Origin of the sequence: Kitasatospora sp. NPDC050543 (genome assembly GCF_044457565.1) — a bacterium.
Taxonomy (GTDB): domain Bacteria; phylum Actinomycetota; class Actinomycetes; order Streptomycetales; family Streptomycetaceae; genus Kitasatospora.
Window position 1 is genome coordinate 250,970 of record NZ_JBITGZ010000002.1, and the last position, 13,910, is coordinate 264,879.

A 13,910-nucleotide genomic window follows, 5' to 3' on the forward strand; every position below is an offset into this window, starting at 1 on the left:
CCGCGGTTCGAGGGCGGGGACGTAGACTTCCGGGATGGCCGGGCGGATCAGGGATGAAGATGTACAGGCGGTGCGCAGCGCGCTGCCCATCGACGTGGTGGTCGGCGACTACGTCCAGCTGACCAATGGCGGCGGTGGCCAGTACAAGGGCGTCTGCCCGTTCCACGACGAGAAGTCGGCGTCCTTCTACGTCAGCCCGAGCAAGGGTGTCTTCCACTGCTTCGGCTGCCAGGAGAGCGGCGACACCATCGCCTTCCTGATGAAGATCGAGCACTTCACCTTCGCCGAGGCCGTCGAACGGATGGCCGCCCAGGCCAACATCACCCTGCGCTACGAGGAGGGCGGCTACACCCCCCGCCACCAGCAGGGCGAGCGGACCCGCCTGGTCGAGGCACACAAGGTGGCGGCCGCGTTCTTCCAGGAGCAGCTGAACTCGCCCGAGGCGGAGATCGGCCGCTCCTTCCTGGCCGAGCGCGGCTTCGACGCCGAGGCCGCGCAGCGCTTCGGGGTGGGCTACGCGCCGGCCGGCTGGGAGCACCTGGTGCGCTACCTGCGCGGCAAGGGCTTCAGCGACAAGGAGATCCTGCTCGGCGGCCTGGCCTCGCAGGGCCAGCGCGGCGGGCTGATCGACCGCTTCCGGGGCCGGCTGGTCTGGCCGATCCGGGACACCGCGGGCGAGGTGATCGGCTTCGGCGCCCGCCGGCTGCGCGAGGACGACAACGGGCCGAAGTACCTCAACACGCCCGAGACCCCGATCTACAAGAAGTCCAACGTCCTGTACGGCATCGACCTCGCCAAGAAGGAGATCGCCAAGTCCGGGCGGGCGGTGGTGGTCGAGGGCTACACCGATGTGATGGCCTGCCATCTCGCCGGCGTCACCACGGCGGTGGCCACCTGCGGCACCGCGTTCGCCGAGGACCACATCAAGATCATCCGCCGGCTGCTGATGGACACCTCCCAGTACCGCGGTGAGACGGTCTTCACCTTCGACGGCGACGCCGCCGGGCAGAAGGCCGCCCTGCGCGCCTTCGAGGACGACCAGAAGTTCGCCGCCCGCACCTCCATCGCCATCACCCCCGGCGGCATGGACCCGTGCGAACTGCGGCTGGCCAAGGGCGACGAGGCGGTCCGCGAACTGATCGACAACCCCGTCCCGCTCTTCGAGTTCGCGCTGACCTCCGCCGTCGCCCGGCACCGCGTCGACACGGCCGAGGGCCGGGCCGCGGCCCTCCAGGAGGCCGCGCCGATCGTCGCAAAGATCAAGGACCGCTCGATCCAGCACGAGTACGCCGTCCAACTCGCCGGCATGCTGGGCATCCTGGACGAGCAGTTCGTGGTCCGCAGGGTCTCCCAGATCGCCCGCTGGGAGCGCGAGCGGCCGCAGAACCCGCGCGCCGGCAACCAGCAGCTGCGCCGCCCCGACGACCGGCAGCCGGTGCAACCGGCCCGGCCCGCCTATCTGTTGAACCCGCGCGACCCGGCCCAGTTCGTCGAGCGCGAGCTGCTGAAGCTTGCCCTCCAGTTCCCGGCGCTGGTCAGCCCGGCCTTCGACAACTACGGCGAGGACGAGTTCCCCACCCCGCCGTACACCGCCGTCCGCCGTGCCATCGGCCAGGCCGGCGGCGCCGCGTACGGGGCGACGCTGCCCGACTTCACCAGCACCGTACGCGAGGCGGCCCCCGACGACCAGGTGCGGGCGCTGGTCACCGAGCTGACCGTCGAGCCGGTGCGCACGCGGCGGGCGGCGGATGCCATCTACGCGGGGGAGTTCCTGGTCAAGCTGCGCCTCCAGGCGGTGGACCGGCGGGTCGCCGAGGTGCGCGCCCAGCTCCAGCGCCTCGGCAACCGGGCCGGGCAGGAGGAACTGCACGCCGTGCAGACCGAGCTCTGGCAGCTCCAGCAGTACGGCCAGCAGCTGCGCAGCCGCGGCGCCGCCGCGCTGTAGCCGGCCCGCCCGCCTCCCGGGCGCGCCGGACTCGGCGGATCCAGCGGACCTGCCGGAGCTGAGAAAGTGCGCGCACGAGTCTCGGCCTCGGGCTGTGGTGTGCGCCACACTGGTTGGCGTCCCACCACTCTCCGTACAGGCGCGGGTCCGCCAGGGTCGCGCACGGCCCCGAGGGATGCCCGTGGAGCTTGCCGCGACCGCCCGCCCGACGCCGAGCCCGAAGCGCACCACCCCGGCCGACCGGACCACCGACGACCTCGCTCCGGCCGAGCACCACCGCGACGACCGGGTGCCACAGCAGGGCGGTCTCCCCGACGGACACCCGGACAGCCCGGACGGCCCGGACAGCCGGGAGCCGGCCGCGGAATCCGGCGAGGCCGAGGAGCCCGACGCGCTCGAAGCGCCCGACGTCCCCGACATCCCCGACACCACCGACGAGCCCGACGGGCACGAGGCGGCCCCGCCCGCCCGCTCCCTGGACGCCGCCGCCGGCCCCGCCGCCGACCTGTTCCGCCAGTACCTGCGCGAGATCGGCCGCATCCGCCTGCTCACCGCCGCCGAGGAGGTCGAGCTCGCCCACCAGATCGAGGCCGGCCTGTTCGCCGAGGAGCGGCTGCACCGTACGCCGGCCCCCGGCGACCGCCTCGCCGACGAGCTGGACCATCTGGTGGTACTCGGCCGGATCGCCAAACGCCGGCTGATCGAGGCGAACCTGCGGCTGGTGGTCTCGGTGGCCAAACGCTACGTCGGGCGCGGCCTGACCATGCTGGACCTCGTCCAGGAGGGCAATGTCGGCCTGATCCGGGCGGTCGAGAAGTTCGACTACGCCCGCGGCTACAAGTTCTCCACCTACGCCACCTGGTGGATCAGGCAGGCGATGAGCCGGGCCCTGGCCGACCAGGCCCGGACCATCCGGGTGCCGGTGCACGTCGTCGAGCTGATCAACCGGGTGGCCCGGGTCCAGCGGGCCCTGGTCCAGGAGCGCGGCCTGGAACCGGGCCCGGCCGACATCGCCGTCGTCCTGGAACTCTCCGAGGCGAGGGTGCGCGAGGTGCTGCGGCTGGCCCAGGAGCCGATCTCGCTGCACACCCCGATCGGCGAGGAGGAGGACGTCGCGCTCGGTGACCTGATCGAGGACGCCGACGCCGCCGAACCCGCCGAGACCGCGGCCTTCCTCCTGCTGCGCCAGCACCTGGACGCCGTGCTGGCCACGCTCGGCGAGCGCGAGCGCCAGGTGGTGCAACTGCGCTACGGCCTGGACGACGGCCGCCCGCGCACCCTGGAGGAGATCGGCCACATCTTCGGCGTGACCCGCGAGCGCATCCGCCAGATCGAGTCCAAGACCCTCGGCAAGCTCCGCTCCCACGCGTTCGCCGACCAGCTCCGCGGCTACCTGCACTAGCGCCAGCCCTGCCCCGCCGCGGGCCGCCGCGCCCCGGGGTCGGGGCACCTCCTCGCCGGAAGGCCGGCGGAGCCGCACGCTCATCCGATGCGGATCGTCGGATAGGCCATTCGCGCAGGTCCTAGTGGTGGAAGGCCGTCATGGCCGGGATTCCGAGCTCCTGCAACCGCTGCGGCTGGCTGAGCAGCTCGGGCAGCAGGCGGTTGAGGTCGGCGAGCAGCAGCTCGGCCAGGTCGAGGGAGAAGCCGTTGCGGCAGACGATCCGCAGCACCGAGAGATCCTCGCGGTTCTCGGGGAACGAGTACGCCGGGACCTGCCAGCCGCGTTCGCGCAGCCGCCGCGAGACGTCGAAGACGTCGAACGGCTCGTTCTCCTTGGTGGTGAAGGCGAAGACCGGCAGCTCGTCGCCGCGCGTCAGCAGCCGGAAGTGGCCCAGCCCTTCGATGCTGTCCGCCAGGAACCTCGCGACGTTGCGGCAGGACTGCTGGACGGCCCGGAACCCGTCCCGCCCCAGTCGCAGGAAGCGCCGCTCCAGCTCCGCGGTCTGCGGGGTACTCGTCCTTGTCGAATGTTCTTGTCGAGGCACTCGGTCATCAGCCGGGTCGCCTGGTCCTCCATCGAGGTGGTGACGAAGGTGGCCAGGTTGAGCTTGGCGTTGCCGTCCCGCATCAGCTCGTCGTGGATCAGCCGGTAGGCGGTCTCGGCCGCGACCGGGCCGTCGGCCAGCCGGTGCAGCGGGGGCGCGAGCTCCATCGGCCCCAGCGGATCGGCCTCGGCGAGGAAAGGACTTACTGCCAGCCGGTGGTCGTCGCCGACTCCCTTGTGCAGCGCCATGATGGGGGTCGCTCTTCGGGTCGGTGGCGGAATCACCTCCCACGCTGCCACCGAACCCGGACTGACGCATCTTCACACGCATCCGCACATCCGCCCGCCCGGAGCGGTCAGGACGCGGTCTCCGGGTGGATCTGCTCACGGGCCGCCTTGTACTGCTGCCGCACGGCCGAGCCGACCGGCAGGTCCTGCTCCTGGTCCGGGGTGACGGTGACGGCCTCCGGCAACTCCCAGTGCGGTGGCTCGGGCGTGCCGGCCAGCGCCCAGGCGGCCTGCCGGGCCGCGCCGCGCGCCGCGTGGTCCCCGCCCGGCGGCGGCACCACCACGGGGACGCCGAACAGCTGCGGGGCGATCTGCCGGACGGCCGGCAGCCGCCCGGCCGCCCCGAGCAGGAACACCCGCCGGACCTCGACGCCCTGGGCGCGCAGCACGTCCAGCGCGTCGGCGATGTTGCAGAGCATGCCCTCGACGGCCGCGCGGGCCAGGTGCTGGGGCGTCATCGACTCGGCCCGAAGGCCCGTCAGGGTGCCTGCCGCGTGCGGCAGGGACGGTGTCCGCTCGCCGTCCAGGTACGGCAGCAGCACCAGCCCGTAGGCGCCGGGGGAGGACTGCAGCGCCAGCTCGCTGAGCCCGGCCAGATCCCGTCCGAGCAGCGCGGCCGTGGAGCGCAGCACCTGGGCGGCGTTCAGCGTGCCGACCATCGGCAGGTGGCGGCCGGTCGCGTCGGCGAAGGAGGAGACGGTGCCGGTGGCGTCCACCACGGCCCGGTCGTGCACCGCGAAGATGGTGCCGTTCCCGCCGATCGAGACCACCGCGTCGCCGGGCCCGAGGCCAAGGCCCAGGGCGGCCGCCATGTTGTCGCCGGTGCCGGCCGAGATCAGCAGGCCTTCAGGGGTGTGCCCGGCCGGCTCGGCCGGGCCGAGCACCTCCGGCAGCCGCAGCTCGTGGCCGAGCGCGAGCTTGACCAGGTCCTGCCGGTACTCCCCGGTGATCGGCGACCAGTAGCCGGTGCCCGAGGCGTCGCCCCGGTCGGTGGTGCGCCGCTGCGGGTGGCCCAGCAGTTGCCACACCAGCCAGTCGTGCGGCAGCAGCACCTCGGCGACCCGGCGGGCGTTGGCCGGCTCGAACTCGGCCAGCCAGCGGAGCTTGGCGATGGTGTACGAGGCGGCCGGTACGGCCCCGATGGCCTGGGTCCAGGGGGCGGGGCCGCCCAGCGCGTCCACCAGCGCGGCGGCGGCGCCGGAGGAGCGCGGGTCGGTCCACAGGATCGCGGGGCGGACCAGTACACCGCCGGCGTCCAGGCCGATCATGCCGTGCTGCTGCGCGCAGACGCCGATGGCCCGGACGCTCTCCAGCAGGCCGCCGGCGGCGGCCTCGCCCAGCGAGTGCAGCCAGGCCTGCGGGTCGGCCTCGGTGACTCTCGCGGTGGCGTCGAGCTGGGGGTGCGGGGCCTTGCCGGAGCGCAGTACGGCGCCCGTCTCGGCGTCGCACGCGACGATCCTGGTGCGGTTGGTGGAGCTGTCTATCCCCGCGACGATGGCCATGTCGAGATCATGCCTCAGCGGACGGCCGGGCGCGGCCGGGCAGCGCAAGTGTTGCCCAGTCGGTACCCCTCGGACGGGCTCCGGTGCCGGTCCGGGCGCCGGTGGTGCCAGGGGGCGGGCTGCCGGCCGTCGAACCGGTCTTGCTGCTGGTCCTGTTGCTGCTGGTCCTGCTGCTGGTCATGGCGTACCGGTCCTGGCGTACTGGTTCTGGTCGGGTACGGCGCGGGGTCACGGGCGGAAGGTACCCCAGCTGTCGTCCGCGCTCTGCTGGCGGCTGAAGTAGGGCACCCGCTCGGTCACCGAGTTGGGCAGCCGGTCACCGACCTTGTCCGCGACGGCGCCCGCCGCCTTGCCCGCGACCGCACCGGCCTGCTGCTTGGCCTTGCCGGCCGCGCTCTGCACCTTGGGGCTCTGGGCTACCTGCCGGGTCGCCTTGGCGATCTGCTCGTAGCGTTGCCGGCCCGCTCGCGCCCCCAGGACGTACCCGGCCGCGACCCCCACGATCAACGTCAGCTTCCACATGCTCGACTTCCACCCTTCTCGCGGCCTATGCCGCATTGCCCTACCCGTCGTACGGGGCGGCGAACCGTCCGTGCCCCCAGCATCCCCGGGTGGCGCGCCGGTCGCGCGCCGGGCGCGCCGGGCGGGCCGCGCAGGTCGGCCGGGGAAAGCGATTGGCGGACCACCCCCCTGAGTGCGCTAATGTATGTCCCGCAGCGAGCGCCGAGGGCCCGGGGAGTACCGGGGTCCGGAGCACAAGCCGATCCCCCATAGCTCAATTGGCAGAGCAGCCGACTGTTAATCGGCAGGTTATTGGTTCGAGTCCAATTGGGGGAGCTCAGGAAGACGGGTCCGCAGGGCCCGGCCACCTGGCCCGCAGTACTGCTTGTACGCGTGATCCCGCATAGCTCAATTGGCAGAGCAGCCGGCTGTTAACCGGCAGGTTTTTGGTTCGAGTCCAAATGCGGGAGCTTCACCGGCTCATCCCCGGTGACTGCTCAGAGCGAAGGCCCCCCGGTCAACCGGGGGGCCTTCGTGTTTGCCCGCCGCCGTGCCGCCCGTGACCTGCCGCCGGGCGTCGGGCGTCGGTCAGCTCGTGATCGCCCGGTGGTAGAGCTCGGTGACCCGGTCGTCGAAGGTGATGCTGTACGAGGTCTGGGGCGTGTCCCCGCCCTCCTGGTAGCCGCCGATCACGCCGACCACCACGCCGTCGGCGGTGACCCACGGGCTGCCGCTGGTGCCGTTGGTGTAGCCGCCGCAGTCGAAGCGCTCCTGGGTGGGGCTCTGCGAACTGGTCCGGCCGGAGCAGGTGATGGGCTCCTGACCGTCGTTGGGGTAGCCCGTCACGGCGACGTCCAGGCCGAAGCCCTGCCCGGTGCCGAGCTCGTTGCCACCGACCACCTCCTCGACCTCCTGGCCGTCCAGCTGCCCCACCGTGACGAACGCCACGTCGTACTCCGGGTCCTCGGTGCTCGTCCAGCGCGGGTCCACCGTGATCTTCTGCACCCGCCAGCTGCCGTGCGGGGCCTCGCCGTTGCGGTACCCGGGGGTGAACACCAGGCCGTCCACCAGGCCCAGGCGCCTGGTCTGCACGCAGTGCGCGGCGGTCACCAGCAGATTGCCCTGCGGGCTGTTCACCACGCTCGCCGTGCAGGCCCGCAGGCCCTGCGGGCCGTGCAGGGCGAGGGTGCCGATCCGGTCGCCGGCCGGATCCGGCTGCGCGGTACGGGCGGCGGGGCCCGTGGCGCTCTGGCCGCAGGCGGCCGCGAGCAGCACGGCGGCGGCCGGCAGTATCGCCGCCACCCAGCCCGCGCGCCGGGCGGGGGTGCGACGAGCGCGGGGGGAGCGGGTCGGGCCGGGGGCCATCGCCACCGCCTCTCGTCCTGGTCTCGGGCCTTCGCGCGCCGATGCGCGCCGGGCTTACCAGAGGAAGATCTACCAGGCCGGGACGAGAGGACGCCACCGCCACGGCCATCCGGCCCCCGGAGCCTCGCTCCGAGGCGCCCCGGACGGGTGCCTGACCGGCTCACGTGCCGTCATCCACCGCCGTCGCGGCAGCGCGGCCCACCGAGGCGGGGCGTGACCGGAGGCGGGCCAGAGCGGGGAGCGGGGTAGGGATCGGAGTGGGGGATCAGAGCGGGGAATCGGAACGGGAATCGGAGCGGGAGCCGGAGAGCGCGGCCGGACTCGTGCGGCCAGGTTCGGGGTGCCGGCGCAGCCCGGCCACCGGGGCTCGGCCGGACGGGTAACGAACGGCCCGGGCGTACCCATGTGCGCCCCCGGCGCGCACCACGACTGATCGACCGGCTATGCTGCCCGGGACGGCCTTTCGGGGCCGTCTGCTGCTGCCGCGACCGGATCCGGTCGGGTACGGCGAACCGGGGCGGTAGCTCAGCCGGTTAGAGCAGGGGACTCATAATCCCTTGGTCGTGGGTTCGAGTCCCACCCGCCCCACACTGCGACGTGACCCGCCGTCCGATGAAGTGCCCTCGAAGTACCCTGCTGACCTGCGAGAACGCCCAGGCCTCTCGGCCAAACTGTAGTGCAGGGGCAGTTCCCGGCCCGAAGTGCCACGCCGAGTTTCACCCGAATGGGCACATCCCGGGAGCAGCAGCGGCGATGGCTGCCGCGCGGATCCGGCGCCGGCCGCCCCGCCTCGCCGAACGGCCTTGCCCCCTCGACGCGTTGACGCTCCGCAAGCCGTGGCCGAGTCGTTCCGCGCGGCCGGGCCGCCGTACGTCTGCGGCAGTCGGCCCGAGCGGCTTCCGTATCCTGGCCGGATGTTCTCACCTGCCGCGTTGCCCACCCCGCTGGTCGTTCTGACCGACCCGGAGCTGGCGCGGGCCGGGGTCGAGCTCCGGCTGAAGCGGGACGACCTGCTGCACCCGAGCGTGCCCGGCAACAAGTGGCGCAAGCTGGTGCCCAACCTGGAATGGGCGCTGGCCCAGGGGCACACCCGGCTGCTGACCTTCGGCGGGGCGTACTCCACCCATCTGCGGGCGGTGGCGGCGGCGGCCCGGGAGCTGGGGCTGGCCAGCGTCGGGCTGGTGCGCGGGGAGGAGTTGGCGGGGGCACCGCGCAACTGGTCGCTGCGGGCCGCCGAGGAGGCTGGGATGGAGCTGGCCTTCCTCTCCCGCTCGCAGTACCGCGAGTACGCCGGACGCCCGGGCGAGCCGGCGGTCGCCGACCGGCTGCGGCAGCGCTGGGGGCACTGCCTGGTGCTGCCCGAGGGCGGCTCCAACGCGCTGGCCACGATGGGCGCGGCCGAGATCCCCGCGGAGATCCCCGATCTGGGGGAGCGTGACCTGATCTGCTGCCCGGTCGGCACCGGCGCCACCCTGGCCGGGATCGCGGCCGGACTCCCGCCGGGCGCCCGGGCGCTGGGCGTGGCGGTGCTGCGCGGCGGCGAGGACTACCTGGAGGGCGAGGTGGCCGGGCTGCACCGGGCCGCCTACGGCCGGGAGTTCGCCAACTGGCGGATCGAGCACGGGCACCACGGCGGCGGCTACGGCAAGGTGCCGGCGGAGCTGGAGGCCTTCGCCACCGGCTTCGAGCAGCGGCACGGCATCGCGCTGGAGCGGCGCTACGTCGCCAAGACCCTGGCCGCCGTGCACGCCCTGGCCGCCGACGGGGCACTGGAGCCGGGAACCCGGGTCACGGTGGTCGTCACCGGCCTGCCGGACCCGCGGTAGCCACGTCCGGGCCGCCCGCACGCCCGGTGCAGCGGTCGCCCGGTCAGCGGTCGGGCGCTTCGGTGGTCGGCCGCTTCCGTGGACGGGGGTTCAGCCGAAGGTGAGGTTGGCGCAGGGGTCGGTGTCGGCGGCGCGGGTGTTGTCCGTGATGCCGGAGGGGATGCCCGAGGGAGTGGCCGCGCCGGAGGGCCCGGCGGATCCGGCCGGCCCCTGGGCCCGGCGCTCCGAGCGGGAGGCGCTGGTGGCGTCGGCCGCCGGCCCGGGCTGGTAGTCGTGGCCGAGGGTGATGACCACCCCGTCGGTGTCCGCGTCGGCGAGCAGCCGGGCGCCGGGGAAGAGCGGGGCGAGCTGCTGGGCGGCGGCCTCGGCCTCCGGGGCGTACGCGATCTCGGTGGTGAGCCGGCTGCCGCCCATCGGGCCGAGGGAGACGTTCTGGTAGCCCCCGGCCTTGAGGGCCGCGGAGGCACTGCTTGCCAGCCCGGAGGTCCTGGTGCCGTTGACGAGGACGATGGGGGTGGCGGCGAGTTCGGGGCCGGGGGTGGCCGGCGCCGTGGCCGAGGGTGCCGGGGAGGCGGTGGGCGTCGAGCCGTCTGGGAGCCGGGCGCTCTGGCCGTCCAGCGTCCGGTCCTCCCGCAGCAGCCGCCAGAGGGTGTCCACATCGGGGTGGACCAGCGCCACCCGCTCGCCGGAGAAGCGCCAGGGCGTGGTGACGAAGGTGACGTCCGCGAGCTTGATGTTCTGCATCGACTGGGCGAAATCGACCAGCTTCATCGCGCTGCCCAGGCCCTCGTCCACCGTCAGTGACCTGGTGGCGGCGTCGGCCAGCGGGAGCAGCGTGGTGAGCGAGAAGCCCTGGCTCTGGATCTTCTTGATCATGGAGGAGAGGAAGGCCTGCTGACGCTTCATCCGACCGATGTCGGAGTTGTCGCCAAAGCCGTAGCGCGCCCGGAGGTAGTCCACGGCGGGCTGTCCGGAGAGCTTCTGCGGGCCCTTCTTGAGGTGGATGTTGTGCGAGTCGACGTCGTTGGGTACGCAGGCGTCCACGCCGTTGACGGCCTCGGTCATCGCGGCGACACCCTTGAAGTCGACCACGATGGTGTGGTCGATCCGCAGGCCGGTCATGGCCTCGACGGTGTTCTGGGTGCAGGCGGGGTTGCCCTTGGGGAACGCGCCGACGGTGAACGCCTCGTTGAACATCTGGGTCGCCCTGGGCGCCGTCCACTGGCCGTTGGGCAGCTTGCAGGACGGGATGGTGACCAGGGCGTCGCGGGGTATCGAGACGCCGACGGCGTGCCGGTGGTCGGCGTAGATGTGCAGGACTATCGCGGTGTCGGAGTGCCCGACGCCGATGTCGCCGCCGCCCAGGTCGTCGTTGCCGTCGTTCCGGGTGTCCGAGCCGAGCAGCAGGACGTTGACCGGCAGCGAGGCGCCTGGGGTGACGGGTACCGGCGCGGGTGGGCGGCTGGTGGCCACACCGTCCGAGCCGAAGGTGGTGATGTTGCTGTCGAGCCGGTGGTAGAACCAGGCGCCGGCGCCGGCGGTGGACAGCACCAGCGTGGCGGCGACGGCGATGGCGGTCCGTATCAGCCGGCGCCTTCCGGGCGTGCGGCTGCGCCGGCCGTCCGCCCGGCCGTTCGTGGCATCGCTCATCGCGCGTGTGCTCCCCGCCCCTGTGCTGCTCGTGCGTCGCCGGTTCGGCCGGCGGTGCGTCTCACACCTATGACGCTTCGGCAGAACGTTCGGTTACACGCCGATGCCACCGGAATCCGGTGTGATACCCATCACTGTCCGGACATCTCGGCGCACCGGGAGGCGGCCCGGCCGGCTGTCCGGCGCGCGGTGTGCGCACCGGCGAGCCGGGCGGCTCACTCGCCGGGGGTGTCCCCGGTGCCCGGTCCGGCCCCCTCCAGCATCCGGCGAAGCAGGTCACGCAGGGTGGCGCGCTCCTCCTCGGCGAGTGCGGCGAGCGGCTCCCGGGCGAAGTTCAGCGACTCGCGCAGCTCCTCCGAGGCGGCGGCGCCGGCCTCGGTGGCGGCGACCAGCTTGACCCTGCGGTCCTGCCGGTCGGCCTCTCTGGTGACGAAGCCGCGGGACTCCAGGCGGTCCACGATGCCGGTGATGTTGGACGGCTCGCAGCTGAGCGTCTGGGCGATGTGCCGCATCGGCATCGGACCCCGGCGCAGCAGCGCGAGCACCTTGGCCTGGGCGCCGGTGAGGGAGCGGGCGGCCGCGGCCTCCTCGTACTCGCGGTGGAAGAGCGCGACCAGGCTCGCCATGAGGTCGACGACCTCACGGGTGATCGCGTCGGCCGGGGGCGGGGCGATGATGGTCGGCTCGGTGTCCATGCTCGCCAGTCTACCTGGACAGTTGACAACATGAACCTTTCACGTCCATGGTTGCTTCATTCGGTCAACCTTTTAGGTTGACCGGCAGTAGTGCGGGGGAGATCACCCGGATCCCAAGGAGCAGATCGATGGCAGAGCAGGCAGTGCCCACCGTGGCCCGTGAATGGCACCTCGCGGCCCGCCCCCAGGGCTGGCCGACCCCGGCGGACTTCGTGCTGGTCGAGGCGCCCGTCCGCCGGCCGGGCCCGGGCGAGATCCTGGTCCGCAACGCGTTCCTCTCGGTCGACCCGTATATGCGTGGCCGGATGAACGACGTGAAGTCCTACGTCCCGCCGTTCGCGCTCGGCAAGGCGATGGACGGCGGCGCCGTCGGCTATGTGGTGGCCTCGCAGGCGGACGGCTTCGAGGTGGGCGACGCCGTGCTGCACGGGCTCGGCTGGCGAGAGTACGCCACCCTGGACGCCGAGCACGCGGTCAAGGTGGACGCGGCCGCGGCCCCGCTCTCCTACTACCTCGGGGTGCTCGGCATGCCCGGCCTGACCGCCTACGCCGGCCTGCTGGAGGTGGCGGGCCTGAAGAAGGGTGACGCCGTCTTCGTCTCCGGCGCAGCCGGCGCGGTCGGTTCGCTGGTCGGCCAGATCGCCAGGCTCAAGGGCGCGTCCCGGGTGATCGGCTCGGCCGGCTCGGCGGAGAAGGTCGCCAAGCTGGTCGACGACTACGGCTTCGACGCGGCCTTCAACTACAAGGACGGCCCCGTCCGCGAGCAGCTCGCCGAGGCCGCGCCCGAGGGCATCGACGTCTACTTCGACAACGTCGGCGGCGACCACCTGGAGGCCGCGATCGGCGCGCTCAAGGTGCACGGCCGGGCCACCCTGTGCGGGGCGATCGCCCAGTACAACGACACCACCGCCCCGGCGGGCCCGCGCAACCTCGCGCTGGCGATCGGCAAGCGGCTGCGCCTTCAGGGCATGCTGGTCGGCGACCACGCGGCGCTCCAGCCGCAGTTCACCGCGGAGGTGGCCGGCTGGCTGCGGGACGGCAGCCTGCACTACGACGAGACGGTCGTGGACGGCATCGAGCGCACCGGTGAGGCCTTCATCGAGCTGCTGCGCGGCGGCAACACCGGCAAGATGGTCGTCCGCCTGGACGCCTGAGCGCGGACGCGATCACGCCAACGGGGTGCCGCCCCGCCCGGACCCGGCGTCCGCGCGGGGCGGCACCCGTTCCCGTCCGCCCCCGACGAAGCTCCGCATACTGACCAGTGGCCCGGGTCGCGGGGTCTGCCGAATCGTCAGCCCCGCCGCCCGCCCGGCTCCGGGGGGTGGAGCGGTTTGCGTACGGGCGCTGGTCGCGGGGCGCACTACCGCATTCCGGCCGGAGCCGAAAGAGTGTCACCCCGCTTGGCCGGCAGCGCGGTACGGTGGTCCCGCCCGGTCATGGGGCCGTTCGGGGGAGAGATCCGACAAGGGGGTGGACCTCCTTGAGGATTGGACTAGCATTGAGCGAAAGCCTGTCCGTTTTGCTCAAATTAGTGGCTTAATGTCGACTAACTTGGGTAACTGTGGATCAACTGCAGGCACGAGGCAGCTGGGGAAGGCGACCCTCGTCCACAGCCTGGAGGTCCCGGTGACGACACGTGGAGTCCTGTACGTCCACTCAGCGCCCCGCGCGCTGTGCCCGCACGTCGAGTGGGCGGTCGCGGGTGTGCTCGGTGTGCGGGTGAGCCTGGACTGGATCCGCCAGCCCGCGGCACCCGGCCACTGGCGCACCGAGTTCTCCTGGCAGGGGGAGCCCGGTACCGCCTCCAAACTCGCCTCCGCACTGCGCGGCTGGCAGTTGATGCGCTACGAGGTCACCAGTGAGCCCTGTGCCACGGCCGAGGGCGAGCGCTACAGCAGTACGCCCAGCCTCGGCATCTTCCACGCCGTGACGGGCATCCACGGCGACATCCTGATCCCCGAGGACCGCCTGCGGGCCGTCCTGCTGCGCTCGCGCAACGAGGGCACCGACCTGGAGGCCGAGATCTCCCGGCTGCTCGGCAAGCCGTGGGACGACGAACTCGAACCCTTCCGCTACGCGGGCGAGGGCGCACCGGTGCGCTGGCTGCACCAGGTGGTCTGAGCCCCGCCCGGTCCGGGAGCAGCGGTCCGG

General features: G+C 72.8%; 10 protein-coding genes, 3 tRNA genes and 1 pseudogene. 8 read left to right on the plus strand and 6 right to left on the minus strand.

The features are described 5' to 3' along the window. Positions 1-34 precede the first annotated feature (34 nt). Together dnaG and ACIBH3_RS03490 are read left to right on the plus strand one after the other, a co-directional pair. The gene (gene dnaG / locus ACIBH3_RS03485; RefSeq protein WP_396310171.1) at positions 35-1,945 is read left to right on the plus strand and encodes a DNA primase; all 1,911 of its coding nucleotides are present in this window, start codon (positions 35-37) and stop codon (positions 1,943-1,945) included. Between the two features lie 175 nt (positions 1,946-2,120). Beyond that, the gene (locus ACIBH3_RS03490) at positions 2,121-3,347 is read left to right on the plus strand and encodes an RNA polymerase sigma factor (protein WP_396310172.1); all 1,227 of its coding nucleotides are present in this window, start codon (positions 2,121-2,123) and stop codon (positions 3,345-3,347) included. A gap of 121 nt (positions 3,348-3,468) precedes the next feature. On the opposite strand, the pseudogene ACIBH3_RS03495 reads toward ACIBH3_RS03490, so the two are convergent. The 3 genes and pseudogenes from ACIBH3_RS03495 to ACIBH3_RS03505 all read right to left on the minus strand — a co-directional run bounded on the left by ACIBH3_RS03495 (position 3,469) and on the right by ACIBH3_RS03505 (position 6,244). Beyond that, positions 3,469-4,181 (minus strand): annotated as a pseudogene (locus tag ACIBH3_RS03495) (hypothetical protein). Between the two features lie 107 nt (positions 4,182-4,288). Beyond that, positions 4,289-5,722 (minus strand): FGGY family carbohydrate kinase, encoded by a 1,434-nt coding sequence (locus tag ACIBH3_RS03500; RefSeq protein WP_396310173.1) that lies wholly within the window; start codon positions 5,720-5,722, stop codon positions 4,289-4,291. Between the two features lie 228 nt (positions 5,723-5,950). Then, a complete protein-coding gene (locus tag ACIBH3_RS03505; protein WP_396310174.1) occupies positions 5,951-6,244 on the minus strand; it encodes a hypothetical protein in 294 nt (97 codons plus the stop codon). A gap of 242 nt (positions 6,245-6,486) precedes the next feature. On the opposite strand from ACIBH3_RS03505, the gene ACIBH3_RS03510 reads away from it, so the two are divergent. Both ACIBH3_RS03510 and ACIBH3_RS03515 read left to right on the plus strand, forming a co-directional pair. Continuing rightward, a tRNA-Asn gene (locus tag ACIBH3_RS03510) sits at positions 6,487-6,559 on the plus strand. 61 nt (positions 6,560-6,620) lie between these two features. Beyond that, positions 6,621-6,693: transfer RNA gene (locus ACIBH3_RS03515), tRNA-Asn, on the plus strand. A 118-nt stretch (positions 6,694-6,811) separates the two neighbouring features. Here ACIBH3_RS03515 and ACIBH3_RS03520 read toward each other — a convergent pair. Continuing rightward, positions 6,812-7,588, minus strand: coding sequence for a trypsin-like serine peptidase (locus ACIBH3_RS03520; RefSeq protein ID WP_396310350.1), 777 nt, complete (start codon positions 7,586-7,588; stop codon positions 6,812-6,814). Positions 7,589-8,102: 514 nt separating this feature from the next. Here ACIBH3_RS03520 and ACIBH3_RS03525 point away from each other — a divergent pair. Then, positions 8,103-8,176 (plus strand) — tRNA-Ile (locus ACIBH3_RS03525). Positions 8,177-8,502: 326 nt separating this feature from the next. Further along, on the plus strand, positions 8,503-9,414 hold the full coding sequence (locus tag ACIBH3_RS03530) for a 1-aminocyclopropane-1-carboxylate deaminase/D-cysteine desulfhydrase (protein WP_396310175.1): 912 nt from the start codon (positions 8,503-8,505) through the stop codon (positions 9,412-9,414). A gap of 90 nt (positions 9,415-9,504) precedes the next feature. Here the strand turns inward: ACIBH3_RS03530 and ACIBH3_RS03535 are convergent, their stop codons facing one another. Then, entirely contained in the window at positions 9,505-11,064 is a 1,560-nt protein-coding gene (locus ACIBH3_RS03535) for an LCP family protein (RefSeq protein WP_396310176.1), read from the minus strand. A 215-nt stretch (positions 11,065-11,279) separates the two neighbouring features. Further along, positions 11,280-11,759 (minus strand): MarR family winged helix-turn-helix transcriptional regulator, encoded by a 480-nt coding sequence (locus tag ACIBH3_RS03540; RefSeq protein ID WP_396310177.1) that lies wholly within the window; start codon positions 11,757-11,759, stop codon positions 11,280-11,282. A 128-nt stretch (positions 11,760-11,887) separates the two neighbouring features. Here ACIBH3_RS03540 and ACIBH3_RS03545 point away from each other — a divergent pair, with 128 nt between their 5' ends. Beyond that, positions 11,888-12,913 (plus strand): NADP-dependent oxidoreductase, encoded by a 1,026-nt coding sequence (locus ACIBH3_RS03545; RefSeq protein WP_396310178.1) that lies wholly within the window; start codon positions 11,888-11,890, stop codon positions 12,911-12,913. A gap of 472 nt (positions 12,914-13,385) precedes the next feature. Further along, entirely contained in the window at positions 13,386-13,880 is a 495-nt protein-coding gene (locus tag ACIBH3_RS03550) for a DUF3145 domain-containing protein (protein ID WP_396310179.1), read from the plus strand. The last annotated feature ends 30 nt before the right edge of the window (positions 13,881-13,910 follow it).

Bases quoted from the DNA above. Each gene is read 5' to 3' on its own strand.
- ACIBH3_RS03540 (WP_396310177.1), bottom strand. From the start codon at position 11,759: ATGGACACCGAGCCGACCATCATCGCCCCGCCCCCGGCCGACGCGATC.
- ACIBH3_RS03545 (WP_396310178.1), top strand. From the start codon at position 11,888: ATGGCAGAGCAGGCAGTGCCCACCGTGGCCCGTGAATGGCACCTCGCG.
- ACIBH3_RS03490 (WP_396310172.1), top strand. From the start codon at position 2,121: ATGCCCGTGGAGCTTGCCGCGACCGCCCGCCCGACGCCGAGCCCGAAG.
- ACIBH3_RS03530 (WP_396310175.1), top strand. From the start codon at position 8,503: ATGTTCTCACCTGCCGCGTTGCCCACCCCGCTGGTCGTTCTGACCGAC.
- ACIBH3_RS03500 (WP_396310173.1), bottom strand. From the start codon at position 5,722: ATGGCCATCGTCGCGGGGATAGACAGCTCCACCAACCGCACCAGGATC.
- ACIBH3_RS03535 (WP_396310176.1), bottom strand. From the start codon at position 11,064: ATGAGCGATGCCACGAACGGCCGGGCGGACGGCCGGCGCAGCCGCACG.
- ACIBH3_RS03520 (WP_396310350.1), bottom strand. From the start codon at position 7,588: ATGGCCCCCGGCCCGACCCGCTCCCCCCGCGCTCGTCGCACCCCCGCC.
- dnaG (WP_396310171.1), top strand. From the start codon at position 35: ATGGCCGGGCGGATCAGGGATGAAGATGTACAGGCGGTGCGCAGCGCG.
- ACIBH3_RS03505 (WP_396310174.1), bottom strand. From the start codon at position 6,244: ATGTGGAAGCTGACGTTGATCGTGGGGGTCGCGGCCGGGTACGTCCTG.